Below are 26,538 nucleotides of genomic sequence, written 5' to 3' on the forward strand. Positions count from 1 at the left end.
GTGGCGCGGGAACGATCAGCGGAGCGGAACGGACTCCCGGGCGGTGGTCACGGCGTCGAGGATCTCGGGCAGCGGCTCGACCCCGAGCCCGGGCCCCGTCGGCACCGGCAGGTGGCCCTCCTGCAGCGTGAAGGGCACGGTGACGTCGGTGGCGTAGTAGCGGTCGGACGCCGAGGTGTCCCCGGGCAGCGTGAACCCGGGCAGCGCGGCCAGCGCGACGTTGGCCGCCCGGCCGAGCCCGGTCTCGAGCATGCCGCCGCACCACACCGGCACGCCGTTGGCCACGCAGACGTCGTGGATGCGCCGCGCCTCCAGGTACCCGCCGACGCGCGCGGGCTTGACGTTCACCACCGCGCACGCGCCCAGCCGGATCGCGGCAGCGGCCGTGCGCGCCGACGTGATCGACTCGTCCAGGCAGATCGGGGTACGCAGGTGCCGGGCGAGCTCCGCGTGGCCCAGCACGTCGTCCTCGTCGAGCGGCTGCTCGATCAGGAGGAGGTCGAAGGGGTCGAGGCGGGCCAGGTGGCGCGCGTCGGCCACCTCGTACGCGCAGTTCGCGTCGACCTGTAGCGCGATCGCGTCACCGAAGCGCTCGCGCACGGCGCGCACCGGCTCGACGTCCCACCCGGGCTCGATCTTCAGCTTGATCCGGACGTAGCCCGCGTCGAGGTACCCGCCCACGGCGTCGAGCAGCTGCGGGATCGAGTCCATGATCCCGACCGAGACTCCGCACGGCACGCGGTCGCGGGCGGCCCCCAGGAAGCGCCCGAACGACTGCCCGGCGGCGCGCAGCTCGGCGTCGAGCACGGCGGTCTCCAGGGCCGCCTTCGCCATCCAGTGGCCCTTGAACCGCCCGAGGACGCGCCCGACCGCGTGCGCGTCGAGGTCGGGTACCGCCGCCAGGGCCGGGACGAGGAAGCGCCGCATCACGTCCGCCGCCCCGTCGACGTACTCGGCCGAGTAGAGCGGGTCCGCGAGCGCGGCGCACTCGCCCCAGCCCTGCGACTCCGGCGTCGTCACCCGCACCAGCAGCAGCTCGCGGACCGTCTGCGTGCCGAACGACGTGCGGAACGGCGCCACCAGCGGCATCGCCACCCGCCGGAGCTCGACAGCGGTGAGTTTCATCGAGTGGACCCCCCTGATCCGGAACGGTCGATCACGTACCAGCCCTCGCGGTCGAAGCCCGTCACGCGGGCGCCGCTGCCGAGCGCGTCGCCGAGCACCTCGCGCAGCGCGCGCCGCCAGCGCCGGGCGAGCTCGGGGTGCTCGGCGCGCAGTGCCTCGATGTCGGGCGGCACCGCCGCCAGGGACACCGGGCCTGCGCGTCCGGGTGCCGTCCGCGGTTCGCCCGACGGGTCCACCGCCAGCGACTCCGTCGCACCGGCGGCGCGCAGCGCGGTCGGGTCGACGGTCCGCGGGCGCCCGCCGCACGCCGACACGGCCTCTGGCGACGCCAGTTCCCACCTCGTGAGCAGCCGGTCGGTCTCGTCGCCGCCGTTGATCGAGTCCTGCATCGGACCGTAGAAGTCGGGCAGGTACTCCGACGCCACCGCGCCCAGCTTCGCCAGGTTGAAGTACGCGTTGCGGCGCACGAGCGGGTCGAACGTCCACGTGATGGTGGTGATGCCGCGCGTGAGGGCCCAGGCGCGCTGGTGCAGTTTGAGGGCGTAGCCGACGCTGCGCCGGCGCGCCGAGCCGGCGACCCCGGTGACGTGGCTGTGCAGGCCCGCACCCGCGGGCGCGGCGAAGAAGCCGACCGTCACCCCGACCAGCACCGGACCGTCGTACGCCCCGGCTACGTAGTTGCCGGCCTTCGCGAACACCCGCAGCAGCTCCGCGGTGATCGGTGGGTTCGAGGGGTCCGGGCGCCAGATCCGGTCGACCAGCGCGTACGCCGAGTCCATCGCCGCGACGTCGGTGAGCTCGCTGATGCGCACACCGCTGTGCCGCGCCGCGCGTTCGGCGTCGGCGATCGCCTGCGCCGGCTGCGGGTCCCGCGCGGTGACCGTCGTGTCAGCCACGCCCGCCGCCCTCCAGCACGGTGGCGAGCAGGCCCGCGAGCAGGGCCGTGCGCCCGGGCATCTCGGCCACCCGCACGTGCTCGTCGTCGGCGTGCGCGCCCCCGCCGACGGCGCCGAGCCCGTCGAGGGTGGGAACGCCCTCGCCCGCGGTGAAGTTGCCGTCGGACGCGCCGCCGACCGTCACGCCCTCGAGCGGGGGCAGCCCGAGCCGGCCGGCGACCTCGCGGGCGAGCGAGAACAGCGCCGCCGACGAGTCCGGGGACAATGGGGGCCGGTTGGGACCGCCGGACACGGTGGTCCGCGCCCCGGCGACGGTGGTGCGCAGCGCCCGGACGGCCCGGTCGACCCGGTCCTGCTCGGCGACCGAGAGGACCCGGACGTCCACGGCGAGACCGGCGCTCGCCGGCACGGTGTTGGTGGTGGTGCCCGCGCGCAGCACGCTCGGGGTGACGGTGGTGGCCTGCGCCGGGTCCGCGAGCGCGGCGATCGCGAGCACCTGGTGCGCGAGCTCGATCCCGGCGTTGACCCCCTTCTCGGGCTCGAGGCCCGCGTGCGCGGCGCGGCCGTGCACCTCGATCTCGTAGATCGACGCGCCCTTGCGCCCGGTCTTGAGGGCGCCGCCGTCGGCGCTCGCCTCCAGCACGAACGCGGCGTCGCAGCCCCGCGCCTCCTGCCGGATCAGCGCTTCCGAGGACGGGGACCCGATCTCCTCGTCGCCGGTGACGAGCACCGTGACGCCGTCCAGGTCGTGCCCGTCGGCGCGCAGGGCGGCCAGCGCGTGGAAGGCCTGCACGACACCGGCCTTCATGTCGAAGCACCCGGGTCCGGTGGCGATGCCGTCGCGCAGCGACCACGGGTGCGTGGCGAGGGAGCCGAGCGGCCAGACGGTGTCGTGGTGGCCGAGCACGAGCGCGCGCCGGCGGCCCGCACCGAAGCGCCAGCGCAGGTGCGTGGAACCGTCGACGACCAACCGCTCGCCCGCGACGCCGAGCGCGGCGGCGCCCTGGCGGGCCACCACCTCGGCGCTCGCCGCGACGGCGGCCCGGTCCGCCGAGGGCGACTCGCAGGTGACCAGCTGTTCGAGGTCGGCGAGCATCGCCGGCAGGGCGGCCTCGAATCGGGCCGTGGTGAGGGCGCCCGCGGGGGCGGCCATCACGACCGCCGCTTCGGGTTGGCGCGCACGCCGTAGTGCAGGTACTCGGCGCCGTCGGGCAGCCGGTAGAACGTCACCGGCGTCCACGTCTCGGTGCCCGGTGCCCGCATCGCGAACAGGTCCTCGGCCACCGCGACGAGGTCGTACTCGTGCGTGGGCTCGCCCAGCGCCGCGGCCACCGGTCCCGTGCTCGTCGTGCGCATGACGAGCGCGCCGTCGCGCTCGAACACCTCGGTGGTGACCGACGTGCGCTCGTAGGTCCCGGTGTAGCGGGCGGTGTCCACGGGCGGCGGATCCGCGGGCGGGGCGAGCGGCGCCGGCATCGCCAGGCCCGTGGTCTCGGCGAGGACCTCCCGGTACAGCTGCTGGAACAGGTCCCGCGCGTGCCCGCCGTTCGTCAGCAGCACCACGGCGATCCCGGCGTCGGGCACGACCCGCAGGAAGGCCGACTGGCCGATCGTGTTGCCGTCGTGGCCGATCACCTGCCTGCCGTCCCACGTGAACCGGATCCAGCCCAACCCCCAGGAGTCGCCGAGGGTGTGCCGGTCGGGCAGCTCGACCTCGCACTCCTGCATCGCGGCCACCGACGCCGCGCCCAGCACCGGCGTGCCGTCGGGAGCGGTGCCGCCGCGCAGGTGCATCGCGGCGAACCCCGCCACGTCCCGCGGCGTCGCGTTGACCAGCCCGGCCGGGCCCGCCGAGCGGGGCAGCAGCCAGACCGGCGTCGGCCGGGGCTCCTCGTCGGGTTCGCCGACGTGGCCCACGGCGACCCGCCCGAGGACGGCCTCCTCGGGCAACGTCGAGGTGCGCGCGAGGCCCAAGGGCGTCGTGAGGCGCTCGCGCAGCGCCGCGTCCCAGGTCAGCCCGGTCAGGACCTCCACGACCCGGCCGGCGAGGATGAACCCGGAGTTGCAGTAGGAGAACGTGGCGCCCAGCGGGTGGTTCTGGGCGGCGCCGTCCAGCTGCCGGACGTAGGCCTCCACGCAGTCGTCGCCGCGTCCGGTGTCGGTGAAGATGTCGCCGTCGATCCCGCTGGTGTGGCTGAGCAGGTGGCGCATCGTGACCTTCTCGGTCACCTCGGCGTCCCCGGCGCGGAAGTCGGGCAGGACGTCGGTGATCGGGGCGTCCAGGTCCAGGCGGCCCTCGTCCACCAGCTGCATCACCAGGGTCGCGGTCCAGACCTTCGTGATCGACCCGATCTGGAACGCGGTGTCGGTGGTGACCTCGACGCCGGTGTCGCGGCTCAGCACCCCGTGGGTGGCCTCGACGAGCTCGTCGACGCCACCGGGCCCGGAACCGAGGCGCAGGACGGCGAGGCCGGCGCCCGGGACCTGGCACCGCGCCGCCAGCTCGCCCAGCCTGCGCTGCCAGTGCGCGGCGTCGAGGGCGGGCCGCCCGCCGACGTGGCGCTCCAGCCAGTCGAGGACGCGGTGGCCGTAGTCGCTGCGGTGCGAGGGGCGGCCGTCCAGGATGAACAGGTGCGACGCGCCCGGGTAGAGCACCAGCCGGGCCGGGACGCCGCGGGTGCGCAGGGCGCTGAACCACTGCTCGGCCTGGCCCACCGGGCAGCGCTCGTCGGCCAGGCCGTGCAGCACGAGGGTCGGTGTCCGGACCTGGTCGACGTGCTCGAGGGGGGACTGGGCGCGCACCTGCTCCGGTGCCTCCCCGAACTCCAGCGAGCCCAGCCCGCGGCCGAGGTCGCTGGTGCCGGCCAGCGCCCGCAGGTCGACGACGACGCCACCGCTCACCGCGGCCGCGAACCGGTCGGTGCGCCCGGTCAACCAGCACGTCATGAACCCGCCGTAGCTGTACCCGCTCACCGCCAGCCGCGCCGGGTCGGCCACCCCCTCGGCGACGAGCTGGTCCAGCGGGTCGAGGAAGTCGCGCTCGTCGGCGAGGCCCCACGCGCCGACGGCGCCGGTGTAGAAGTCGCTGCCGTAGCCGTCGCTCGCGCGCGGGTTCAGGGTCAGCACCGTCCAACCGCGCGCGGCCAGGGCCTGGTGGTAGGAGTGCGCCGCGTCGGCGGCCGGGTGCCACGCGTTGTGCGGCCCGCCGTGCACGTCCAGCAGGAGCGGGGCGGGGGAGGGCGCGGCCGGGTCCCGCAGCAGCCAGCCGTGCACCACCGTCCCGTCGTGCACCGTGAACTCCCGCGGTTCCGCCCGGAACAGCGTGACGTCGGGAAGGGCGTCCGCGGTGTGGGTGGTGAGCCGCGTGAGCGCGCCGGTGCCGAGCTCGAGGACGGCGACCTCGCCGTAGGTGGCGCCGTCGGCCACGACCACCGCAGCCCTGTCGGCGTCGCGGGCCACCGACAGGCCCGACACGACCACGTCGGCACCGGTCAGCAGCGGGCGGGGCGCGGTCGTGGCGTCCACGTCGGTCGCGTGGACGTGGGTGCAGCCCCGGTCACGCACGCAGAACACGACCGTGCGCCCGTCCGCGGCGAGCTGCGCAGCGCCACCGGGGTAGCCCGGCCCGCCCGGCATCACGTTGCGGTCCAGCGGCGCCGCGAGGTCGACCGGTGGTGCGCCGGCGTCGGGGCCGGCCGGGATCCGCAGCAGGGCCGCGTGCCGGATCGCCACCTCCGGCGTGCCCGTCACGAGCAGGTGCTCGCCGTCGCGGGTCCACGTCACCAGGCCCGCCGTGCCGCCGGCGGGGCCGACGCGCCGCGGCCCGGCGCCGGCGGGGGCGGCGTCCAGGTCGAGCACGTGCACGGCCGAGGCCAGGGTGAGGTCGGCGTCCGGCTCGGGGGCGGCGGCGAACGCGAGCCTGCGCCCGTCGGGGGACCACGCAGGGGGCCCGGCGTCCCAGTCGCCGTCCGTCAGCTGCGCGACGCCGCCGGTGGCGAGCTCGAGGAGGTGCAGGTGGCGGCGGCGGGTGCGGCGCAGGCCGGCGCCGTCGACCTTGTGGTCGAGCCGGTCGACGACCACCGGCGCGTCCTCGCCCTGCGCGGTCCGATCGACGCCTGCGACGAAGGCGATCCGGCTGCCGTCCGGGCTCCAGACCGGCGGGCCCGCACCGTGGGGCAACGCCGTCAGCGCCTCGGGCTCCCCGCCGTCCAGCGGCAGGAGGTGCAGCTGCGGCCCGTCGGCGGTGCGGCGCAGGAACGCCACCCGCTTCCCGTCGGGCGCGATCGCGGGCGCGGTGTCGGCGTCGCCGCGGGTGAGCCGCACCGGCGCGCCGTCGCCTCCGGTCGTGATCGACCAGAGGGCGTACCGGTCGGCGTCGGCCGCCACGTCCGTGGTGCGGAGCACGTACACGATCCGCCGGCCGTCCGGCGAGATGCTGGGCGCGCTCGGTAGCGGCACCTGGTGGACGTCGTCGAGCTCGAGCGGCGTTCCCATGGACAGCAGCCAACTCGCTCCCGCGGAGCGGGTCTTCGTGCTCCTCGACGAAGTTCGGGGTGTCCCGTTGTGCCCGGGCGCTCGCCGGGTGGTGCCCCGTTTGGCGGCGTCGCGCAGGGGAACCCGCTGCTCACGCTGCTACGTGCACGGGCGGATGTGCACGGACGGACCGCTGACGGAGACGCGATGCTCAACCAGAACGATCGACGCCGGCTCGAGGCGATCGAACGGCAGCTGCGGGACGAGGATCCCGAGTTCGCGCGCCGCTTCTCCCACTGGCCTCCCGAGGGGACGCGCCGGTGGCGCTCCTGGCCGGTCCTCGTGCTCGTGCTGGGCTGCCTGGGGGTGTTGCTCGCGCTGGTGGTGCTGAGCCCCGCCCTCTTCCTGCTCTCCGCCGCGGGCGTGACCGCCGGGTGGATCGGGCTGGCGCGGCGCCACCGCAAGGAGGCCGGCCCGCCCGGTGACAGCCCGTCGCTCTGGTAGGCCGTCCTGCAGCCCGCCGGGCCACGTCCCGGCGCTGCCGCTCGTACGCCGCGCTGGTGAGCGACCGCACACACCCCGGAAGTTGTAGAGCACAACTAACGGCGTACCGTTGCTGGTAGCAACCAACTGGGAGAACGGCGTGATCACCACTGCAACGGCGGACGAACTGATGGACGTCCTGCGCGCCATCGCGCGGGCGAGCCGGACCGCACGGCAGATCCCCCTCGAGGACGACCTGCCGGCGTGGACGGTGGCGGTGCTGAGCATGCTCGCCCGCGAGGGTGAGCAGCGCCTCGGCCGGGTGGCGGCGCACCTCGAGGTCGACCCGTCGGTGGCGAGCCGCCAGGTGGCCGCGCTGGAGCAGCTGGGGCTCGTGCTGCGCAGGCCCGACCCCGCCGACGGGCGTGCGCAGCTGTTCGCCGCCTCCGACGCGGGCATCGCCACGCTCGGCGGCTACCGGGACATGCGCGCCCGCTGGGTGGCCGACGCCCTCGAGGGCTGGGACGACGCCGAGGTCGCGCAGCTCGTCGCCCGGCTCGAACTGTTGGTGCACGACCTGCATCACGCGCTGTGCGAGCGGAGCGAGCCCGCCCTGCGGGCCGTAGCCCGGCCGGCCTCCTGACCCGGGCAATGCCGCCCCGCCCCACCCATCGCACGACCTGCCCGAGGAGAAGGACTTGACCACGTCCACAGAGGGGACGCTCGCCCCGCCGGCGAGCGCCGCCCGGGAACCGGCCGCCGAGGAGGGCGGCCGGATGACGCACCGGCAGACCCTGGAGGCCCTCTCCGGGATGTTGCTGGCGATGTTCACGGCGTTCCTGTCCTCGACGATCGTGTCGAACGCCCTGCCGACGATCATCACCGACCTGCACGGCTCGCAGAGCCAGTACACCTGGGTGGTCACCGCGACCCTGCTCGCCTCCACGGCCACCACGCCGATCTGGGGCAAGTTCGCGGACCTGTTCAGCAAGAAGCTGCTCGTGCAGCTGGCGATCACGATCTTCACGGTCGGCTCGATCTTCGCCGGGTTCTCCCAGTCGGTCAGCACCTTGATCGCGTGGCGCGCGCTGCAGGGCATCGGCCTCGGCGGGCTGCAGGCCCTGATCATGATCGTGATCGCGGCGATGATCAGCCCCCGGGAGCGCGGCCGCTACACGGGCGTGATCTCCACGGTCATGTCGGTCGCCCCGGTGGCCGGCCCGCTGATCGGCGGGATCATCGTCGACACCGAGTGGCTGGGCTGGCGCTGGTGCTTCTGGGTGGGCGCGCCGCTCGCCGTCCTCGCGCTGATCGTCGTGCAGCGCACGCTCAACCTCCCCGTCGTCAAGCGCAAGGTCAGCATCGACTACCTCGGCGCGGCGCTGATCGCGGGCGGCGTGTCCGCCCTGCTGATCTGGGTGACGCTGGCAGGAAACCAGTTCGCCTGGGGCTCCACCACGTCGCTCGGCCTGGCCGGGCTCGGCGCGCTGCTGATCGTGCTCTTCCTCATCGTGGAGACCCGGGCCAAGGAGCCCATCATCCCGTTGCGGCTGTTCCGAGACAGGACCACCACGCTCGCCACGATCGCGAGCATCTCGGTGGGTGTCGCCATGTTCGGCGGCGCCGTCTTCCTCGGGCAGTACTTCCAGATCGCGCGCGGCTACTCGCCCACCATCGCCGGCCTGCTCATGCTCCCGATGATCATCGGGTCGACGATCTCGGCGACGGTCTCGGGCTGGCTCATCACCCGCTACGGGCGGTGGAAGGGCTACCTGGTCGCCGGCGCGTTCTTGATGATCGGCGCCTTCGGCATGCTGTCGACGATCGACCACGACACGAACATCGTGCTGGTCGGCGCCGCCCTGTTCGTCCTCGGCTCCGGCATGGGCATGTTGATGCAGAACCTCGTGCTGGCCGTGCAGAACTCCGTCGCCGCCACCGATCTGGGCTCGTCGACGTCCACCGTCACGTTCTTCCGCTCGATGGGCGGCACGGTCGGGGTGTCCGTGCTCGGCGCCATCCTCGCCGCGCAGGTCGCGACCCTCACCACGCAGGGGCTGATGTCGGCCGGGGTGCCCGCACCCGAGGGTGGGGTCGGCGAGGTCGGGATCGGCAGCCTGAACGAGCTGCCGCCCGCCCTCGTGGGGATCGTCCGGGGTGCCTACGGCGACGCGACGGCACAGATCTTCATGGTGGCCGGAGTGCTCGCGATCATCACGCTCCTCGCGGTGCTGTTCATCCGGGAGGTCCCGCTGCGTACCGAGACAGGCATGGAGCGCGAGCGCGCCGAGGCCCGCTCGGGCGGTGCGGGCGACGAGAACCCGGGTGTGGCGAACGGCCACGGCGCCACGGCGCCGGTGCCCGCCGTCGCCGCACCGGCCAACGGGCACGCGCGCGCCGGGTGGGAGACCCCCGCGCAGGCCATCGCCCAGGCCCCGGCCTTCCGGCCGGCCGACGACCACGCGCCCGTGGGCAACGGCAAGCACGCGGTGGCCGGCGAGCCCGCGGCCGAACGCCCGACACCCGGGCCCGGAGTCCACGGCACCGTCTTGCGGGGTGACGGTGCCGGACTCGGTGGCGCCGTCGTCACCGTGGCCGACCAGGGCGGGCACCACGAGACGAGCACCACCACCGGCCGCGACGGCGCGTACCGGCTCACGCTGCCCACCGGCGGCACCTACCTGGTCGTCGCGGCCTCCGGTGCCTACGAGCCGCACGCGGCGCTGGTGCCGGTGGCCGACAGCCCGGTCCGCCACGACATCGCGCTGAGCGGCACGAGCGCGGTGCAGGGCGTCGTCACCTGCGTCGACTCTGCCGGAGAGCCCGCTCCCGTGGTCGGCGCGGCCGTCACCCTGATCGACGTGCAGGGTGCCGTGGCCGGCGCCACCACCACCGACGCCGGCGGGCGCTACCGGCTCGCGGGCGTGCCGCACGGGCAGTACACGCTGGTCGCCGCCGCCCCCGGTCGCCCGCCCGCGGCGGCGAGCGTCCGGTTGGGCGCCGGCACGCGCACCGAGCGAAACCTCGCGCTGCCCGCGCGGGCGGTGCTGCGCGGCAGCGTCTCCGCGGCGAGCAGCGGGGCGCCGGTGGGGGAGGCGTTGGCCACGCTCGTGGACGTCGAGGGCACCGTCGTGGCGTCGGCGGTCACCGGGCCGGACGGGGCGTTCGAGTTCCCCGACCTGGCACCGGGCACCTACACCCTCACCGCGCGCGGCTACGCGCCGGTGGCGCAGGTGGTGCAGGTGGCCGCCGGGTCGGTGGCGAACGCCGCGGTGGCGCTCACCGCGCCGACCGGGACCGCCCAGCCCTCCCCGGTTGCCCAGCCCTCCCCGGTTGCCCAGCCCTCCCCGGTTGCCCAGCCCTCCCCGGTTGCCCAGCCCTCCCCGGTTGCCCAGCCCTCCCCGGTCGACGCCCGGAGCCTGGGATGACCGGCGGCGCCGTCACCGGCAGGCTGACCACGCCGGACGGGTGGCCGATCGGGGGCGGCACCGTCACGGCGGTCGATGCCGCGGGCGGGCAGGGCGCCCGCACGACCAGCGGCGACGACGGGCACTTCCTGCTCGACGGGCTCGCCACCGGTGCCTACACCCTGGTCGGCGCGAGCCCGGGCCACGAGCCGATGGCCACATCGGTCACGGTGGCCGACGGGGGCCTCACCCCGCTCGGCGTGCTGGAGCTGGCTCGCGCGGGTGGCGCGGTGCTGCCCGCGCCGGGCACGTGGACCATCGACCCGCAGCACTCCAGCATCCGGGCCACCGCCCTGCACCTGGGGCTGAGCCGGATCCACGGTCGGGTCCGCCGCTTCGGCGGCCGGATCGAGGTGGCGGATCCCCTGGAGGGCAGCTCGGTGGAGGTGACGATGGATCCGGGCAGCGTCGGATCCGACGACCCGGACCGCGACGCCCACCTGCGCAGCGCCGACTTCCTCGACGTCATGCGCTACCCGGAGATCGGTTACAAGAGCGAGGGGCTGCGGCGCCTCGACGCCGAGCACTGGATCCTCGACGGCGTGCTCACGCTCAAGGACGTGAGCGCGCCCGTCCCGCTGTACGTCGTGTACGGCGGCACCGGCCCGGACCTGTTCGGCGGAGTGCGCGCCGCGTTCGCCGCCACCACCGAGATCGCGCGCGACGACTTCGCCGTCAGCTGGAACCAGTCCGTGCTCTCCGGAGTGCTGGCGGTAGGCCGGACGCTGCGGTTGGAGATCGACATCCAGGCCGTCCGTTCCTGAAGAACAAGGCCGACCTGAACGAGGCCGTGAGTGGATACGAGTGCTGTGGCACTCGTATCCACTCACGGCCTGGTCAGGCGAGTTCCTTCCGCAGCAGGCGGGCGGCGGCGGCCAGGGCCTGCATCTTGCCGAAGGCCGAAGCGCGGGGCAGGTACTTCATCCCGCAGTCGGAGGCCGGGACGATCTGTGCGGGCGGGAGGTGGTCGAAGGCGCGGCGGATGCGCCCGGCCACCGTCTCCACGCTCTCGACCTCCGGCGTGGACAGGTCCAGCACACCCAGGATGATCGTCTTCTCGCTGAGGTCGGCCAGCACGCCGAGGTCCAGTTCGGACTGCGCGGTCTCGATCGAGATCTGGTCGGCCGAGCAGCCGGCGAGCTCGGGCAGGAACGAGTAGCCCTCCGGACGCTCGTGGATGATCGCGGCGTAGCCGAAGCACAGGTGCACCGCGGTGGTGCCGGTGACGCCGTCGAGCGCGGCGTTGAGCGCCTTGAGACCGTAGGCGCGGGCGGCGTCGGGGCGGGCCTGCAGGTACGGCTCGTCGATCTGGACGACGTCCGCGCCGGCCGCGAACAGATCGCTGATCTCGGCGTTGACGGCCTCCGCGTAGGCCATAGCGGCCGCTTCGGCGTCGGGATAGTGGTCGTTCTGCGCCTGCTGCGCCATCGTGAACGGGCCCGGGACCGTCATCTTGATCGTCCGGTCGGTGTGGGCCCGCAGGAAGCGCAGGTCCTGCACCTCGACCGGGTGCGGCCGCCCGATCGGCCCGACGATGCGGGGGACCGGGTTGGGGTGGCCGCTGCGGTCAAGGGCCGTGCCGGGGTTGTCGACGTCCACGCCGTCGAGCGCGGTGGCGAAGTGGTTGCTGTAGCTCTCCCGGCGGATCTCGCCGTCGGTGACGATGTCGAGCCCGGCCTCCTCCTGGGCCCGGATCGCGACGATGGTGGCGTCGTCCTGGGCCTCTCCGAGGTGCTCGGGCGGGATGCGCCACAGCTCCTGGGCGCGCACGCGCGGCGGGAACCGGCCGGCGAGCTTCGCGCGGTCGATCAGCCAGTCCGGCTGGGCGTAGCTCCCGACCAGGGACGTCGGCAGCAGGGGAAGCGACACGGGTACTCCTCGGATCTACGGGGTCAGGACGATGCGCCCGGCGCTGCCACCGGCGGCCTGGCGTTCCCAGGCGGCCGGGGCCTGCTCCAGCGGCACGCGTTCGTGCGCGACCGCCAGCACACCCCGGGCGACGGCGTCGGCGACCGTGCGGATCGCGGCGCCACGGCGCTCGGGGGAGAGCTCGTTGTTGGTGTAGCCGAGCACGCGCAGCGAGCGGCTGCGCAGGGTGGACGAGTCCAGGGGCGAGGTCTCCCCGGCGGAGCTGCCGAGGTTGACCAGCCGCCCGCCCGGGCGCAGCACGCGCGCGGCGGCGGCCGCGGGAGCACCGAACAGCGGATCCAGGACCAGGTCGGCGGGCCCGTCGCAGGCCTGGGCGAACCGGTCGGCGAGCGCGAGGTGGTCGTCGGTGTCGAGCGCGACGACGGCGTCCGCCCCGGCGTCGCGGGCGCGCTCCTGCGCCGCGGTCGACCGCGCACCGGCCACCACCCGGCGTGCCCCGGCCGCCCGGGCGAGCTGCACCGCGGCCTGGCCCACCACGCCGCCCGCTCCCAGCACGACGACCTGCTCGCCCTCGACGAGCTCGCCGCGCCAGGTCAGTGCGAGGTACGCGGCGACGGCGGACAGGCCCGCGGCGGCGACGGCAACCGGGTCGGCCTCGGCCGGGAGGTCCACCAGGTCGGCCTCCGGGACCGACGCGACCGCGGCCATGCTCCCGTCACCCGGGGCCATGCCCGCCGACGTCGGGAACCACACGACGCGCCCGCCGACGGTGCCGACGCCCTGCACCCCGGGCACGTAGGGCGTCTGCGGCGCGCCGAAGTACGAGGTGCCGGTGGCACACAGCAGGTCGAGCGGGGTGATCGGGGCGGCGAGCACCTCGACCAGCACGTGCCCCGCGGGCGGCGCCTGCTCGGCGACCACCGGCGGCCGGCCCGGCTCGCGGACCTGGACGGCTCTCACGTCGCGATGTCCGGGTAGGGCAGGCGGTGGTGCGACAGCCGCTGCGCGTACTCCAGCTGGAAGCCCAGCGGTTCGGCGTGGTCGCGCTCGAACATCGCGATGAACAGCGTGAGCGTCAGGAACGGGTGGGCGCCCATCGCGAACAGCGTGGGGTAGTCGTGGGTGGCCAGCGCCTCGCGTTCCGCGTCGTCGAAGGCGAGCCAGGTGGAGCGCTCGTCGTCGACGCAGTTGAGCAGCCGGTTGGCGTACTCGGCTTCCCACCGGGTGACCGTCTCGCGCGGCTGCTCGCGGTAGCGCTCCACCAGGTCGGCGTCGCGGTCGACGGTGAACAGGAACTTGTTCAGCAGGTACTTGCTCACGACCGACCTCCCGGATACCAGGTGAAGTAGGCCTCCATCGTGTGGAACAGGTCGTAGGTGTCGACGTAGTCGGCCTTCTGCCCCTCGCCGGCGACTCCCATCATCAGCATGAAGTCCATGAAGCCGTGGGTGGCGTTGCCGGGGGCGTGCAGGCTGTCGAGGGTGACCTCGGCCAGGCAGCCCTCGATGTCGCCCGACGAGATCCACTCCACGGCCCGCTGGTCGAACTGGGGGTCGGGGCCGTGCGGGCCGAACTGGCGCGGCCCGCCCAGCTCCAGCGACAGGTGCCCGGTGCCGATCACCGCGACGCGCTGCTCCGAGGGCCAGGACTCGATCAGCTCGCGGATGGTGCGCCCGAGCTGCACGAACCGCTTGGGCTGCGGCAGCGGCGGGGCGAAGATGTTGGTGTAGATCGGCACGATCGGCAGGTCGGCCTCGGGGCGCAGCGTGATGATCGGGCACGTGATCGAGTGGTCGATCCGCAGCTCGTTGGAGAACGCCAGGTCGAAACCCGCGTCGAGGCCTTCGCGCAGGACGTACGCCGAGAGGTCCTCCTGGCCCTTGAGGACCATCCGGGGAAGGCCGAACTCGCGCTCCTCGTTGTACCAGTTGGCGTCGTAGACCGGCGCCTTCCCGACCAGGAACTGCGGCATGTTGTCCAGCCACAGCTGGTGGAAGTGGTCCGAGCCGACCATCACGAGCACGTCGGGGCGCGCCTTCGTCAGGGTCTCGCGGAACGCCTCGATCTTGCGCACCCACTCGTCGGCGAACGGCGGGCGGTCCTCGCCGGTGGACGTGCTGGCCCGGTAGTAGAAGGGATGGTGGGTGGACGCGATCACCGCGACCAGTTCAGCCACGTGGACCTCCGGGCTCGTCGGGTTCGTACGGATCGGGCGCGACGGACCGGTTGTGCAGGTCCACCGACAGGAAGATGTCGTTCGCGACGGGGTGGCGCAGCTCCTCCGCGAGCTGGCCGATGAGGCCCGCGGTGCGGGCGAGCAGCGCGAAGCCGCGCAGCAGCTCCAGCGGCAGGCCCAGGTCCGCCAGCGCCGCGCCGCAGACGCCGGCCCCGTTGAGCGGCAGCGTCTTGCCCAGCACCTGCGGGTGGACCCGCCCGATCGCCGCGAACAGCGCCAGGTGCGGGCCGACCAGGTCCTCCTCGGCGGCGATCTGCATCAGGCGCGGCGTGCGCGGATCGCCGTTCTTGTGCACGTGGTGGCCCAGACCGGGGACGAACCTCTTCGCCTCCCGCTGCTGGGCGACCACGCGCAGCGCGTGCGCGTCCCAGCCCGCGTCGTCGGTCGGGAGCTCGGCGGGCAGGTGGTCGTGCAGGAAGCGCCCGCAGTCCTCGGTGACCCCGAGGAACCGCGAGCCGCCGCCGAGCAGCCCGGCGGCGAGCGCGCCCTGGATCGAGTCGGGCGCGGACAGGTAGGTCAGGCGGGTGGTGATCGCGGTCGGGGTGAAGCCGTGGTCGGCCAGCGCGGCCAGCACCGCCTCGAACACCCGCGTCTCGCCCGGGGTGGGGCGACGCTGGGTGGCGAGCCAGAACGCCAGCTCGCCGAACCCGACCGAGCCCATCACGTCCTCGGCGAGGTCGTGCCCGAGCAAGGTGATCTTCTCCAGGCTGGACGCGCCCAGAGCCGTGGGGTACTCGCGCCGCTCGGTCATGCCTGCGCCTCCTCGCGCGGGGCGGAGAGCCACTTGCGCAGCTCCACACCGTGCTCGTCCAACTCGGGTGGCGGCAGCCGGTAGCCGACCGGGGTCTCGGAGAAGCGGATCGGGTGCCGGGTGGTGGGCACCGCGCGCTCGCCCTCGCCGACCGTGACGATCGGGTCGAGCTCGAAGCGCTCCGCCATCGCGAACCCGCCGTCGATGGTGTTGATCGGTCCGCTCGGTACCCCGGCCGCGGTGAGCAGGTCGAACCACTCCAGCGCCCCGTGCTCCGCGAGCCGCTCCACCAGGATCGGGCGCAGCTCCTCGCGGCGCTCGGTGCGGTCGGCGTTGCGGGCGAAGCGGGCGTCGTCGGCGACCTCGGGGATGCCCAGCACCTCGCACAGCTTGCGGAACTGCCCGTCGTTGCCGGCCGTGATGATCAGATCGTTGTCGGCCGTGGGCAGCGGCTCGTACGGGAAGACGCTGGGGTGGGCGTTGCCCATCCGGTAGGGCACCACGCCCGCCGCGGCCCAGGCCGAGCTGTGGTTGACCAGCCCGGTCAAGGCCGAGGACAGCAGGTTGACCTCGACGTGCTGGCCCTGCCCGGTGGCGTCGCGGTGGCGCAGCGCGGCGAGGATGCCGATGGCGGCGTGGTTGCCGGCCATCACGTCGAACACCGAGATGCCCGCGCGGTAGGGCGGTCCTTCGGGGTCGCCGGTGAGGCTCATCAGCCCGGAGATCGCCTGCACCATGAGGTCGTATCCCGGCACGTCGCGGCCCGCGCCCGACCCGAAACCGCTGATCGAGGCGTAGACGACGCCGGGGTTGGTCGCGCGCACGGCGTCGACGTCCAGCCCGTACTTCGCCATGCCGCCCGGCTTGAAGTTCTCGATCACGACGTCGGCGCGGCGCGCGAGCTCCCGGGCCACCCCGGCGTCGTCGGCGTCGCGCAGGTCCAGCGCGATCGAGCGCTTGCCCCGGTTGATGCCGAGGTAGTAGGTGGACACGCCCTCGTGCTCGGGCGGGGTCCACGTGCGCGTGTCGTCGCCGCGCGGCCCCTCGACCTTGACGACCTCCGCGCCCATGTCGGCCAGCAGCATCGTGGCGTAAGGGCCGGCGAGGATCCGGGAGAAGTCCGCGACGAGGAGCCCGCGCAGCGGTCCCCCGGTCGGCGGCTGCCCCGCGCCGTTCTCGGTCACTGACAACACCCCTGCACTGACAACACCTCTGTCCGGTCCTCGGACATTCGTCCGACGCGCTGGATTGTTCTGGCGGATGCGAGGGGCGTCAAGGGCTCAGGAGGCGCTCACCGTGACGTGCGGGACCTCGGCCAGACGCGCGAAGTCGGCGCTGATCTCGCCTGCCGCCTGCAACAGCAGCGGGAGGTGGTGCTCGACCAGCCGCTCGACGGTGGTCTCGGCGGCGTGGCAGTTGACGTTGACCCCCGCGACCACCCGGCCGGACCCGTCGCGCAGGGGAGCGGCCACGGAGCGGATGCCGAGCGCCAGCTGCTCGTCGGTGAGCGCCCAGCCCCGCGCGCGCACCTCGCGCAGCGCGGCCTCGCGCTCGGCCCGGTCGGGCTGCCAGCGCGGCACCAGCCCGGACCGCGTGGGCTCGGCGAGCACCCGCTCCAGCTCGTCCGCGGGCAGCGCCGCGAGCTGCACCTTCCCCAGCGACGTGGCCATGGCCGGGAAGCGGGTGCCGATCTGCACCGCGAGCGAGACGATCTTCGGGACGGATACGCGGGCGACGTAGACGATGTCCGACCCGTCGAGCTGGGCGATCGAGCACGACTCGTTCGTCTGCGCGACCAGGCGCTCCAGGTGCGGCCTCGCCACGTCCCACAGCCCCATCGACCGCACGTAGGAGACGCCGAGTTCCAGCACGCGCGGGGTCAGCGAGTAGCCGCGTTCCACGACCCGCACGTACCCGAGCTCCTCGAGCGTCAGCAGGATCCGACGTGCGGTCGGGCGGGCGAGGTTCGTGGCCGCGGCCACCTCGGCCAGCGTCATCGCCGGCCGGTTCGGCGGGAAGGCGGCGATGACCTCGAGCCCCCGGGCCAGCGCCTCGATGAAGTCGGGGCCGGTTCCTTCGCGTGGCATCCACCACTCCTCACGTGCCGATCGTCCGAGGGTAACGCCTCGGTGTCCGCGATGCGGACAGACCGGCAGCCCTCCGGTGCTCACGATCCTCCGAGGAGCGGATTGACAGTGGCTCCGAGCCTGCAGCAAGCTGCGCCCCCAGGGATCGACCGTCATGCGGACGGACGTCCGCTCCAATGAGGGAGTTTCAGGCGATGAGTGAGCCCGACACGGTCGCGGTAGGTCGTCCCGTGGTCCTGCGCGGTGGCACGGTCCTCACCGTCGACGCCGCACGCCGGGTGCTGCCCGGCGAGGACGTGCTGGTCATCGGGGACACCATCGCCGCCGTCGGGCCCGGTCTGACGGTGCCCGAGGGCACGGTCGAGATCGACGCGACCGGCGGGATCGTCATGCCCGGGATGATCGACACGCACCGGCACCTGTGGCAGACGGCCATGCGCGGCTACGGCGCCGACTGGACGCTCACGCAGTACTTCGTCTGGTACTACCTCGAGTGGGGAAAGGTCTTCCGGCCCGAGGACGTGTACGCCGGCAACCTGCTCGGGGCGATCGAGGCCCTCGACGCCGGCGTCACCACCACCGTGGACTGGTCGCACGGCCTGCAGACGCCCCAGCACGCCGACGCCGCGGTCGACGCGCTGGAGGCGGTGCCGGGCCGGTTCGTCCTCGCCTACGGCAACATCCAGGACGCACCGGCGAGCTGGACCGCCTCGCCCGGGTTCCGCGACTTCGTCTCCCGCCGCATCCCGGGCGGCGGGCGCGGGGACGAGATGCTGGGCTTCCAGCTCGCCTTCGACGTCACCGGCGACCCCGCCTTCCCGGAGGAGCCGGCGTTCGAGGTGGCGCGCGAGCTCGGCGTGCCGGTGACCACGCATGCCGGCGTCTGGGGCGCCACCGGCGACGACGGGATCCGGCTCATGCACGAGCACGGGTTCATGACGCCGGAGACGGTCTACGTGCACGGCGCGTCGCTCTCGGCCGACTCCTACCACCGCATCGCCGCCACCGGGGGCACCGTGTCGGTGTCGACCGAGAGCGAGCAGAGCGCGGGGCAGGGCTACCCGCCCACGTGGGCCCTGCGCGCGCACGGCATCCCGGTCTCGCTGTCGATGGACACCTCGGTCTGGTGGAGCGGTGACCTGTTCTCCGCGATGCGCGCCACGCTGGGCGCCGACCGCTCGCGCGAGCACCTGGAGGCGCACGCGAAGGGCGAGACCGTCACCCACGCCGCGCTGCGGGCCGAGCAGGTGGTCGAGTGGGCCACCCGCGGCGGTGCCCGCGCCCTGGGCCGGGAGGCGCAGCTGGGCAGCATCGAGCAGGGCAAGAAGGCCGACATCGTGCTGATCAAGAACGAGCACTCGCCGGTGATGACGCCGTTGCTGCACCCGCACGGCCACGTGGCGTTCCAGGCCCAGCGCGGCGACGTGCACACCGTGCTGGTCGGCGGCCGGGTCGTGAAGCACGAGCACCGCCTCGTGGGGATCGACCTGGACGCGGCGCGCCGCGCGGTCGGGCGGACCGTCGAGCACCTGCGCGCAACGCTCGGTGAGGAGGCCTGGGAGAAGGGGATGAACCCCGACGTCCCGCAGACCTCGATCCTCGACAACCCCTACACCTACACCGATTACCACAGCGCCAGCACCCGCGGGCACTGACGGCCGAGTCATCGCCAGGAGCATCGATGGTGCAGCGCACCGTGTCCGGAGGTCGGGAGAAGCAGGCGTCCACGGCGGCGATCGGGATCGGCTTCGCCGTCCTGTGCCTGTCGTACCTGCTCAACGCGATGGACCGGCAGGTCTTCTACCCGCTCCTGCCCGAGATCCGGGAGGAGTACGCCTTCTCCCTCGACCAGTCCGGCCTGCTCGCCACCGGCTTCACCCTCGGGCTCGCCCTCACCGGAATCCCGGCGGGATACCTGCTGGACCGGATGTCCCGGCGCACGATCGTGGTCGTCAGCGTCGTCGTGTACTCGCTCGGGACGAGTGCCATCCCGCTGGCGGCGGGCTTCGCCGACATGGCCGTCTACCGGCTCGTGTCCGGCGTCGGCGAGGGCGTGCAGGCCACCGCCATCTACGCGATCATCGGGGCGTTCTTCTTCCACCGCAGGGCGCTTGCCGCCGGGTTCATCGGCCTCGCGTTCGGGCTGGGGGTCTTCCTCGGCCCGGTCATCGGGCAGGCGCTGGCCGCCGCCGGCGGCACCTGGCGCGCCCCTTTCTACCTGTTCGGCGTCCTCGGTCTGGTCATGGCCGCGGTCATCCTGGTGACGGTGCCGCGCACGATGAGTGAGGCCGTCGCCGGTCGCGCCGCGGCCGCCGGAGCGGGCGACTTCGACCACGTGCCCGCCAGCCCGTACAACCGCAACACGCTGGCGTTCGGCACCACCTCGGCGGTGTCGGGCCTGGTCTTCTACGGCTTCCTCGGCCTCTACCCGACGTTCCTGCGCGAGGAGCTCGCGTTCGACGCCGGGCAGGCGGCGCTCGCGGCGTCCCTGATCGGGTTCGGCGCGATGACCGCGCTGCCCGTCGGCTGGCTGGCCGACCGCGTGGACCAGCGGATCCTCATGGCCGTCGGCTTCGCCGGCACCTCGCTCACCGCGTTGCTCGCCTACCAGGTGGCCACCGGGGTGCTCGCCCAGTACGTGCTCGCCTTCCTGATCGGCATGTTCGCCAGCGGTGTGCTGTTCACCAACTGCACCACGGTGCTGCAGCGCTCGGTGCGGCCCGAGCACGTCGGGCGCGGCGCCGGGCTGTTCACCCTGACCTACTACGTCGCCGCCGCGGTGTCCGGGCTGCTCTTCGCCCGCCTCGTCGCGGGTCTGGGCTGGTCGGGCGCCGGGCTGGTGCAGCTCACCCTGCTCCCGGTGGTGGGTCTCGCGGCGCTGGCCCTGGTCGACCCGCGGCGGATGCTGCTGCCCCCGGCGGTGCGCGCCCGGCTCAGGCCGCGCGGCTGATCGCGGCGACGACTTCGCGCGTGACCGGTGCGCCGTCCGGCGCGGCCCGCAGGATCGGGCCGGCGATGGCGTCCAGCTCGAGGGTCGCCCCCGCGACGGCGTCCTTGAGCATCGAGGACCGCATGCCGGCCGGCAGCCCGCGCAGCCGCTCCCGCACCCCCTGCGGGTCGACGGCGGCACCGCCCGCGGCCGCCGCAGCAGCGGCCTCGTCCACCAGCGCGTCGAGCAGGTCGGGACGGGCGTCGCGGGCCGGCCCGAGCGCGTCGCGGGCGTGCGTCGTGAGCAGCGCGAGCGGGGCGAGGAACGACAGCTTGCGCCACAGGAGCGTGGCCTCGTCCGGCGCGGAGACGTCGACGTCGAGGCCCGCGCTGCGCAGGAGCGGGCCGGGGGCGCTGTCGGCGTGGGCACCGCAGAGCGCGTAGTCGACGAACGGCGACACGTGCTCGATCACGCCCGGGGCCACCCGGGTGGCCTCGACCGACACCGTCATCGGCACGACGGTGGCGCCCGGGAACGCCGCGCGCAGCAGCGGGACGTGGTCGACGCCGTTCAGCAGCGGTGCCACGACCGCGCCGTGCACCAGGGCAGGCGCCACCCGGCCCAGCGCGGCGAGCAGGTCGGGCGCCTTCACGGCGACGAACAGGACGTCGACGGGGGCGGTGAGCCACGGCCGCGCCGGTACCCGCGCGTGGTGCTCGCCGAACCGGCCGCTGCGCAGGCGCAGGCCGTCCAGGTTGATCGCGGTGCTGGTGCGGTCCGACGCCAGCAGCGTCACCTCGTGGCCCGCCTCGGCGAGCAGCACGCCCAGCATCCCGCCGACCGCGCCTGCCCCCAGTACCGCGACCTTGTCCGCCACGCCTGCTCCTCCCACGATGGTCCCGCCATGATCGCAGGCGGCGGAACTACCGGGTGGGGTGCTCTCCCCGCTCATCGCCGGGCGGGACGTCGGAGATGCCGCGGCGGCGCTGGTCGACGAAGTAGAGCAGGATCAGCACGAAGCAGATCGCGCTGACCACGAACGATCGTTGCAGCGAGCCGACGGTGTCGGAGACGAATCCCTGGACGACCGGGACGACCGCGCCACCCACGATCGCCATCACCAGGATCGCGCCGCCGGTCTCCTGGTGGCGCTTGTCGTCGATCGTGTCGAGCGTGCTGCCGAAGATGGTGGGCCAGCACGGCCCCATCAGCAGGCTGGTCGCGGGGACCGCCCACACGGCCAGGTGAGCGGGGCCGAAGGCGACGAACAGGAGGACCAGCGCGCCGAGGATGCTGTAGCCGATGAGCACCGTGGAGGGCTGGTACCTGCGCATCAGCAGGTTGGCGGGGAACTTGCCGAGGAAGAAGCAGGCGAACCCGAAGATCATGTAGTTCGCCGCGTCGTACTCGGTGAGGCCGGGGGTGTTCTCCACGGCGAGGCGGATCGTGAACGACCAGACCGTGGTCTGCAGGCCGACGTAGAGGAACTGGGCGGCGATCCCCTTCCAGTACTGAGGGATCCGGGCGAGGTAACCGAGTGTCTCCCGGATGCCGGCCTGCTCCTCGGCGTCCTGCTTCTCGGCGGGCCGGCACCGCGGGTACGTGGTGATCATGAACAGGACCAGCAGCACCACCAGGACGACCAGGATGTAGACGTAGGGCAGCAGCGTCTGCCCGAGCAGTTGCTCGGCCAGCGCCTCGCGCTCGGCGCCCTGGACCTGGTCGAGCCGTTCCTCGATCTGCCCGGCGTTGTCGAAGATCAGGAACTTGCCCAGGAGCACCCCCGTGAGGTTGCCCAGCGGGGTGAAGGTCTGGCTGATGTTGAGCCGCAGGGTGGCATGGCGCCGTGGGCCCATCATCGAGGAGTACGTGTTCGCCGAGGTCTCGAGGAAGCTGAGCCCGACGGCCACGGCGAAGATCGCGGCCAGGAACACCGTGTACGTCGCGACGTGCGATGCCGGGAAGAAGAGCGAGCAGCCGGCGATGTAGAAGACCAGGCCGGTGAGCACACCGGCCTTGTAGGACGTGCGCTTGATGATGCGCGAGGCCGGGATGGCGATCAGGAAGTAACCGCCGTAGAACGCGCTCTGGACGAACGCCGCGGCCGCGTCCGAGATCCCGAAGACCGCCTTGAACTGGGGGATCAGGATGTCGTTCAGGCCTGCTGCGGCGCCCCACATCGGGAACAGCAGCGACAGCAGGACGAACTGGAGGATCGGTGTGCGATCCAGGTATCCGTCCCCGGTCTCCCTGGCCTTGAGCGGGATCAGCACCGCGACACCCTCCGTACTCGTCGGTCCTGGCGCCGCGGGGCACCGGCGCCGGGGCGCGACGATACCCACCCGCGGTGCTGCGGCTCGGACGCATGGAAACCCCCGCGCTCGGTGCGCCGCTCGTCGAGGTGGCACACCGCCCTTTCCGGCGCTCGACATCACGGAGCGGGAACGGCGCGAGTCCCACCGCCCTCGGACGGGTATGCGCGGATCATGCGACGGGAACCGGGTGCCGGCAGGGACGCGATCGGCGAGCCGTGGGGGAGCCGCACGCCCTATCCGGCGGGTGGGAGCTGGCCGGTCCGGGTGGACCAGCACCTCGCCGAGGGCGTCGCCGAACAGGACGTGCAGCGCTGGGTGCGGACGGCGTCGCTGCTGCACTCCAACGGCGATGCGATGGACATCGCCGTGCGCGACGGGCGGATCGTCGGCGTGCGGGGCCGGGCCGACGACCGGGTCAACCGCGGACGGCTCGGTCCGAAGGACCTGTTCGGCTGGCGGGCGAACGCCTCGCCGGACCGGCTGACCCGCCCGCTGGTGCGCCGCGACGGGCAGCTCGTCGAGACGGACTGGGACACCGCGATGGGACACCTCGTGGAGCGGACGAAGGGGCTGCTGTCGGAGCGGGGGCCGTCGTCGATCGGCTTCTACACGACGGGCCAGCTGTTCGCCGAGGAGTACTACACGCTCGCCGCGATCGGGCACGGCGCGATCGGCACCAACCACATGGACGGCAACACCCGCCTGTGCACCGCGACGGCGGCGGCAGCGCTGAAGGAGACGTTCGCCTGCGACGGGCAGCCCGGCTCCTACACCGACGTCGACCACGCCGATGTGATCGCGCTGTACGGGCACAACGCGGCCGAGACCCAGCCGGTGCTCTGGATGCGCATGCTGGACCGGCTGGCAGGCGAGGACCCGCCGAAGATCGTGTGTGTCGACCCGCGCGACACCGAGGTCGCCCGCGCGGCGCGGGAGAGCGGTGGTGTGCACCTGGCGCCACTGCCCGGTACGAACGTCGCGCTGATGAACGGGCTGCTGCACGAGATCATCCGCAACGGGTGGGTCGACCGCGAGTACGTCGACGCGCACACCGTCGGGTTCGCCGAGCTCCAGATGCAGGTGGCCGACTACCCGCCGGAGGCGGTCGGGCGCATCTGCCGGATCGGTGCCGAGGAGATCCGTGCGGCGGCCCGGGTGCTCGGTCGGGCGCAGCGGCTGCTCTCGACCGTGCTGCAGGGCTTCTACCAGTCCCACCAGGCCTCGGCGGCCGGCGTCCAGGTCAACAACGTCAACCTGGTGCGCGGGATGCTCGGCCGGCCCGGCTGCGGGATCCTGCAGATGAACGGCCAGCCCACGGCCGAGAACACGCGCGAGTGCGGCGCCGACGGCGACATGTCCGGGTTCCGCAACTGGAACAACGACACCCACGTCGCCGACCTCGCGCGGCACTGGAACCTCGACCCGCTGCAGATCCCGCACATGGCCCCGCCCACGCACACGATGCAGATGGTGCGCTACGCGGAGGAGGGCAGCATCGGCATGCTCTGGGTGAGCGGCACCAACCCCGCGGTGTCGCTGCCCGACCTCACGCGCATCCGCGACATCCTGTCGCAGGAGCGGCTGTTCCTCGTGGTTCAGGACATCTTCCTGTCCGAGACCGCGCAACTGGCCGACGTCGTGCTGCCTGCCGCCACGTGGGGGGAGAAGACGGGCTGCTTCACCAACGCCGACCGCACCGTGCACCTGTCGGAGAAGGCCGTCGACCCGCCCGGCGAGGCGCGCTCGGACCTCGACATCTTCCTCGACTTCGCCCGCCGGATGGACTTCCGCGACTCCGACGGCCGGCCGTTCCCGCAGTGGCGCGACGCCGAGTCGGCGTTCGCCGCGTGGGCGGCCTCGACCGACACCCGCCCGTGCGACTACACCGGCCTGAGCCACGCCGCACTGCGCAGCGCCGCGTCGGGTATCCAGTGGCCCTGCGACGCCGAGCACCCCGACGGCACCGAGCGGCTCTACGTCGACGGGAAGTTCTGGAGCGCACCGGACCACTGCGAGAGCTACGGCCGCGACATGGTCACCGGGGCGCCACTGGAGGAGACCGAGTACCGGGCGCTCAACCCGGACGCGCGCGCGATCCTCAAGGCGGCCGAATACCTGCCACCGCACGAGCGGCCAGGTCCGGAGCACCCGTTCGTGCTGATCACCGGCCGGACGATCTACCACTTCCACACCCGGACCAAGACCGGCCGTGCCCCGCAGCTGCAGGCCGCCGCGCCCGAGGTGTGGGTGGAGTGCTCGGCGACCGACGCGCGGCGGCTCGGGGTGGCCGAGGGCGACCTCGCCGAGGTCGCCACGCCACGCGGCGCGATCCGCGCGACGGTGCGGATCAGCGGGATCCGGGACGGCGTGCTGTTCGTCCCGTTCCACTACGGCTACTGGGATTCGAGCGGCTCCGGCCCCGACGAGAACGGGGGTCGTGCCGCCAACGAGCTCACGATCACCGATTGGGATCCGGTCTCCAAGCAGCCCCTCTTCAAGTCGGCCGCGGCGCGGTTGACCCGCGTGGCCGCCGGCAGCGGCCCGTCCCCGGCACCGACCATCGGGGCGCCGCGCCCTGTCACGGAAGGCGTTCCGCCGACCCGCGGCGGCCCGGACGGCCGCGCCGAGGAGCAACGACCGGAACCGGCCCGCACGGGGGGAGCGACGTCATGAGCAAACTGCCACTGGTGCTGCGCGAACTGCACCGCTCGGAGACCTCGCTGGGGCGCGACCTGCTCGCCGTCGCCGACCGGCACCCCGCCGACCAGGAGATCTTCCACGTCGCCCGCGACATCGCGGGGTGGTCGAAGATCCACGTCCGGCGCCTCGCCGAGGTCGGCCACCAGCACGGCGTGCGGTTGAACCCGGAACCGCGCTGGGACGTGGCGCCGCTCGCCGACCTCGCCCAGCGCGCGGGTACGGCGCTGCGCAAGCGCCCCGAGACCGGGCTGCTCCTGCTGGCCGACCTGCGCCGCGTGCACCGCAAGGCGGCGGGCGTATCGCTGGACTGGGAGCTGCTGGCGCAGGCGGCGCAGGCGATGAGGAAGCGGGACCTGCTGGACCTCGCCCAGGCCTGCCACCCGCAGACCCTGCGCGTCATGCGGTGGGCGAACGCCCACCTGAAGGTGACCTCGCCCCAGGTGATCGCGTCCTGAGCAGCCGCGCCACCTCGGCCCGCAGGGCGACGAAGGCCGGCGACTCGCGGGTGGCGATCTGATCGCGCTGCTCGGGCAGCCCGACCGGCAGGTCGGCCAGCAGCCGGGCGGGCGCCGGGGTGAGCACGAGAACCCGGTCGGCCAGGTACACACTCTCGTCGATGTCGTGCGTGACCAGCAGGACCGTGGTGCCGCGCTCGCGCTGCACGCGCCGGAGCAGGTCCTCCAGCTCGAACCGCGTCTGCGCGTCGACCGAGGCGAACGGCTCGTCCATCAGCAGCAGGGCCGGTTCGGTGGCGAGGGCCCGCGCGATCGCCACGCGCTGCTGCATGCCCCCGGAGAGCTGCCACGGGTAGCGCGCCCCCACGTCGGGCAGCCCGACCCGCTCCAGCTCCCGCTGGGCCCGGTCCCGGCGCTCGGCGCGGGCGCACCTCCACCGCAGCGGGAACTCGACGTTGCGCGCCACGGTGAGCCAGGGGAACAGCGAGCGGCTGTAGTCCTGGAAGACGAACGCCAGGTCGGCAGGCACCCCGCGCACCGGACTGCCGTGCAACAGGACGTCACCGCTTCCCGGCGCGAGCAGCCCGGCGATGGCGCGCAGCACCGTCGACTTCCCGCAACCGGACGGACCGACGACGCAGGCGAGCTCGCCCGCGGCGACGGAGAACGACAGGTCGTCGAGCGCCGCGTGCGCGTCCGGGCCGGCGCCGAAGGTGTGGCGCAGGTGGCGCACGTCCAGCACGGGCGCTCCC

General features: G+C 73.5%; 22 protein-coding genes. 8 read left to right on the plus strand and 14 right to left on the minus strand.

What is annotated here, in order from left to right; all coding sequences use genetic code 11:
• Positions 1 to 15 precede the first annotated feature (15 nt).
• Genes menC through CFP66_RS14510 form a run of 4 tightly spaced genes read right to left on the minus strand, consistent with a single transcriptional unit; the run spans position 16 to position 6,515 of the window.
• A complete protein-coding gene (gene menC, locus CFP66_RS14495; protein ID WP_094924117.1) occupies positions 16 to 1,125 on the minus strand; it encodes an o-succinylbenzoate synthase in 1,110 nt (369 codons plus the stop codon).
• Positions 1,122 to 2,021, minus strand: a complete 900-nt coding sequence (locus CFP66_RS14500; RefSeq protein WP_233159428.1) for a GNAT family N-acetyltransferase — start codon at positions 2,019 to 2,021, stop codon at positions 1,122 to 1,124. Before CFP66_RS14500 ends, menC begins: the two co-directional genes overlap by 4 nt.
• Positions 2,014 to 3,117, minus strand: coding sequence for a M20 family metallopeptidase (locus tag CFP66_RS14505; RefSeq protein ID WP_198961476.1), 1,104 nt, complete (start codon positions 3,115 to 3,117; stop codon positions 2,014 to 2,016). The genes CFP66_RS14500 and CFP66_RS14505 overlap by 8 nt, the downstream gene beginning before the upstream one ends.
• Positions 3,118 to 3,173: 56 nt before the next feature.
• Entirely contained in the window at positions 3,174 to 6,515 is a 3,342-nt protein-coding gene (locus CFP66_RS14510; RefSeq protein ID WP_094924119.1) for a serine hydrolase, read from the minus strand.
• A 186-nt stretch (positions 6,516 to 6,701) separates the two neighbouring features.
• Here CFP66_RS14510 and CFP66_RS14515 point away from each other — a divergent pair, with 186 nt between their 5' ends.
• The 4 genes from CFP66_RS14515 to CFP66_RS14530 all read left to right on the plus strand — a co-directional run bounded on the left by CFP66_RS14515 (position 6,702) and on the right by CFP66_RS14530 (position 11,208).
• On the plus strand, positions 6,702 to 6,998 hold the full coding sequence (locus CFP66_RS14515) for a DUF3040 domain-containing protein (RefSeq protein WP_094924121.1): 297 nt from the start codon (positions 6,702 to 6,704) through the stop codon (positions 6,996 to 6,998).
• Between the two features lie 139 nt (positions 6,999 to 7,137).
• Positions 7,138 to 7,620, plus strand: coding sequence for a MarR family winged helix-turn-helix transcriptional regulator (locus CFP66_RS14520; RefSeq protein ID WP_143517263.1), 483 nt, complete (start codon positions 7,138 to 7,140; stop codon positions 7,618 to 7,620).
• A 55-nt stretch (positions 7,621 to 7,675) separates the two neighbouring features.
• Positions 7,676 to 10,405: an MFS transporter gene (locus tag CFP66_RS14525; RefSeq protein ID WP_198961450.1), complete on the plus strand. Its 2,730-nt coding sequence runs from the start codon at positions 7,676 to 7,678 to the stop codon at positions 10,403 to 10,405.
• Positions 10,402 to 11,208 (plus strand): YceI family protein, encoded by an 807-nt coding sequence (locus CFP66_RS14530; RefSeq protein WP_094924125.1) that lies wholly within the window; start codon positions 10,402 to 10,404, stop codon positions 11,206 to 11,208. Before CFP66_RS14525 ends, CFP66_RS14530 begins: the two co-directional genes overlap by 4 nt.
• A gap of 73 nt (positions 11,209 to 11,281) precedes the next feature.
• Here CFP66_RS14530 and CFP66_RS14535 read toward each other — a convergent pair whose 3' ends face one another.
• The 7 genes from CFP66_RS14535 to CFP66_RS14565 all read right to left on the minus strand — a co-directional run bounded on the left by CFP66_RS14535 (position 11,282) and on the right by CFP66_RS14565 (position 17,387).
• A complete protein-coding gene (locus CFP66_RS14535; protein WP_094924127.1) occupies positions 11,282 to 12,313 on the minus strand; it encodes a 5-methyltetrahydropteroyltriglutamate--homocysteine methyltransferase in 1,032 nt (343 codons plus the stop codon).
• A 15-nt stretch (positions 12,314 to 12,328) separates the two neighbouring features.
• Positions 12,329 to 13,273 (minus strand): zinc-binding alcohol dehydrogenase family protein, encoded by a 945-nt coding sequence (locus CFP66_RS14540; protein WP_233159430.1) that lies wholly within the window; start codon positions 13,271 to 13,273, stop codon positions 12,329 to 12,331.
• Entirely contained in the window at positions 13,270 to 13,632 is a 363-nt protein-coding gene (locus tag CFP66_RS14545) for a hypothetical protein (RefSeq protein WP_094924129.1), read from the minus strand. Before CFP66_RS14545 ends, CFP66_RS14540 begins: the two co-directional genes overlap by 4 nt.
• On the minus strand, positions 13,629 to 14,489 hold the full coding sequence (locus CFP66_RS14550; RefSeq protein WP_094924131.1) for an extradiol ring-cleavage dioxygenase: 861 nt from the start codon (positions 14,487 to 14,489) through the stop codon (positions 13,629 to 13,631). Before CFP66_RS14550 ends, CFP66_RS14545 begins: the two co-directional genes overlap by 4 nt.
• The gene (locus tag CFP66_RS14555; RefSeq protein WP_094924133.1) at positions 14,482 to 15,300 is read right to left on the minus strand and encodes a citryl-CoA lyase; all 819 of its coding nucleotides are present in this window, start codon (positions 15,298 to 15,300) and stop codon (positions 14,482 to 14,484) included. Before CFP66_RS14555 ends, CFP66_RS14550 begins: the two co-directional genes overlap by 8 nt.
• Positions 15,297 to 16,484 (minus strand): CaiB/BaiF CoA-transferase family protein, encoded by a 1,188-nt coding sequence (locus CFP66_RS14560; RefSeq protein ID WP_094924135.1) that lies wholly within the window; start codon positions 16,482 to 16,484, stop codon positions 15,297 to 15,299. Before CFP66_RS14560 ends, CFP66_RS14555 begins: the two co-directional genes overlap by 4 nt.
• 96 nt (positions 16,485 to 16,580) lie before the next feature.
• Positions 16,581 to 17,387: an IclR family transcriptional regulator C-terminal domain-containing protein gene (locus tag CFP66_RS14565; RefSeq protein ID WP_094924137.1), complete on the minus strand. Its 807-nt coding sequence runs from the start codon at positions 17,385 to 17,387 to the stop codon at positions 16,581 to 16,583.
• A gap of 194 nt (positions 17,388 to 17,581) precedes the next feature.
• Between CFP66_RS14565 and CFP66_RS14570 the strand changes: the two genes are divergently transcribed.
• Both CFP66_RS14570 and CFP66_RS14575 read left to right on the plus strand, forming a co-directional pair.
• Complete coding sequence (locus tag CFP66_RS14570) at positions 17,582 to 19,042, plus strand: amidohydrolase family protein (RefSeq protein WP_094924139.1); 1,461 nt, start codon at positions 17,582 to 17,584, stop codon at positions 19,040 to 19,042.
• Between the two features lie 26 nt (positions 19,043 to 19,068).
• Positions 19,069 to 20,337: an MFS transporter gene (locus CFP66_RS14575; RefSeq protein WP_094924141.1), complete on the plus strand. Its 1,269-nt coding sequence runs from the start codon at positions 19,069 to 19,071 to the stop codon at positions 20,335 to 20,337.
• Here the strand turns inward: CFP66_RS14575 and CFP66_RS14580 are convergent.
• Both CFP66_RS14580 and fucP read right to left on the minus strand, forming a co-directional pair.
• Complete coding sequence (locus tag CFP66_RS14580; protein ID WP_198961451.1) at positions 20,321 to 21,193, minus strand: ketopantoate reductase family protein; 873 nt, start codon at positions 21,191 to 21,193, stop codon at positions 20,321 to 20,323. The genes CFP66_RS14575 and CFP66_RS14580 overlap by 17 nt on opposite strands.
• A gap of 46 nt (positions 21,194 to 21,239) precedes the next feature.
• Positions 21,240 to 22,589, minus strand: a complete 1,350-nt coding sequence (gene fucP / locus CFP66_RS14585) for an L-fucose:H+ symporter permease (protein ID WP_233159432.1) — start codon at positions 22,587 to 22,589, stop codon at positions 21,240 to 21,242.
• 213 nt (positions 22,590 to 22,802) lie between these two features.
• On the opposite strand from fucP, the gene CFP66_RS14590 reads away from it, so the two are divergent.
• Positions 22,803 to 25,304, plus strand: a complete 2,502-nt coding sequence (locus CFP66_RS14590; RefSeq protein ID WP_094924146.1) for a molybdopterin oxidoreductase family protein — start codon at positions 22,803 to 22,805, stop codon at positions 25,302 to 25,304.
• The gene (locus tag CFP66_RS14595) at positions 25,301 to 25,786 is read left to right on the plus strand and encodes a hypothetical protein (RefSeq protein WP_094924149.1); all 486 of its coding nucleotides are present in this window, start codon (positions 25,301 to 25,303) and stop codon (positions 25,784 to 25,786) included. The genes CFP66_RS14590 and CFP66_RS14595 overlap by 4 nt, the downstream gene beginning before the upstream one ends.
• Here CFP66_RS14595 and CFP66_RS14600 read toward each other — a convergent pair.
• Positions 25,728 to 26,528, minus strand: coding sequence for an ABC transporter ATP-binding protein (locus CFP66_RS14600; RefSeq protein ID WP_094924736.1), 801 nt, complete (start codon positions 26,526 to 26,528; stop codon positions 25,728 to 25,730). The genes CFP66_RS14595 and CFP66_RS14600 overlap by 59 nt on opposite strands.
• Positions 26,529 to 26,538 lie beyond the last annotated feature (10 nt).

Origin of the sequence: Pseudonocardia sp. MH-G8, from assembly GCF_002262885.1 — a bacterium.
Taxonomy (GTDB): Bacteria; Actinomycetota; Actinomycetes; order Mycobacteriales; family Pseudonocardiaceae; genus Pseudonocardia.

What these genes read in the sequence shown, in the direction of transcription:
- menC (WP_094924117.1), bottom strand. Translation starts at nt 1,125, where the DNA reads ATGAAACTCACCGCTGTCGAGCTCCGGCGGGTGGCGATGCCGCTGGTG.
- CFP66_RS14505 (WP_198961476.1), bottom strand. Translation starts at nt 3,117, where the DNA reads ATGCTCGCCGACCTCGAACAGCTGGTCACCTGCGAGTCGCCCTCGGCG.
- CFP66_RS14510 (WP_094924119.1), bottom strand. Translation starts at nt 6,515, where the DNA reads ATGGGAACGCCGCTCGAGCTCGACGACGTCCACCAGGTGCCGCTACCG.
- CFP66_RS14515 (WP_094924121.1), top strand. Translation starts at nt 6,702, where the DNA reads ATGCTCAACCAGAACGATCGACGCCGGCTCGAGGCGATCGAACGGCAG.
- CFP66_RS14530 (WP_094924125.1), top strand. Translation starts at nt 10,402, where the DNA reads ATGACCGGCGGCGCCGTCACCGGCAGGCTGACCACGCCGGACGGGTGG.
- CFP66_RS14555 (WP_094924133.1), bottom strand. Translation starts at nt 15,300, where the DNA reads ATGACCGAGCGGCGCGAGTACCCCACGGCTCTGGGCGCGTCCAGCCTG.
- CFP66_RS14565 (WP_094924137.1), bottom strand. Translation starts at nt 17,387, where the DNA reads ATGCCACGCGAAGGAACCGGCCCCGACTTCATCGAGGCGCTGGCCCGG.
- CFP66_RS14570 (WP_094924139.1), top strand. Translation starts at nt 17,582, where the DNA reads ATGAGTGAGCCCGACACGGTCGCGGTAGGTCGTCCCGTGGTCCTGCGC.
- CFP66_RS14575 (WP_094924141.1), top strand. Translation starts at nt 19,069, where the DNA reads ATGGTGCAGCGCACCGTGTCCGGAGGTCGGGAGAAGCAGGCGTCCACG.
- CFP66_RS14590 (WP_094924146.1), top strand. Translation starts at nt 22,803, where the DNA reads ATGCGACGGGAACCGGGTGCCGGCAGGGACGCGATCGGCGAGCCGTGG.
- CFP66_RS14595 (WP_094924149.1), top strand. Translation starts at nt 25,301, where the DNA reads ATGAGCAAACTGCCACTGGTGCTGCGCGAACTGCACCGCTCGGAGACC.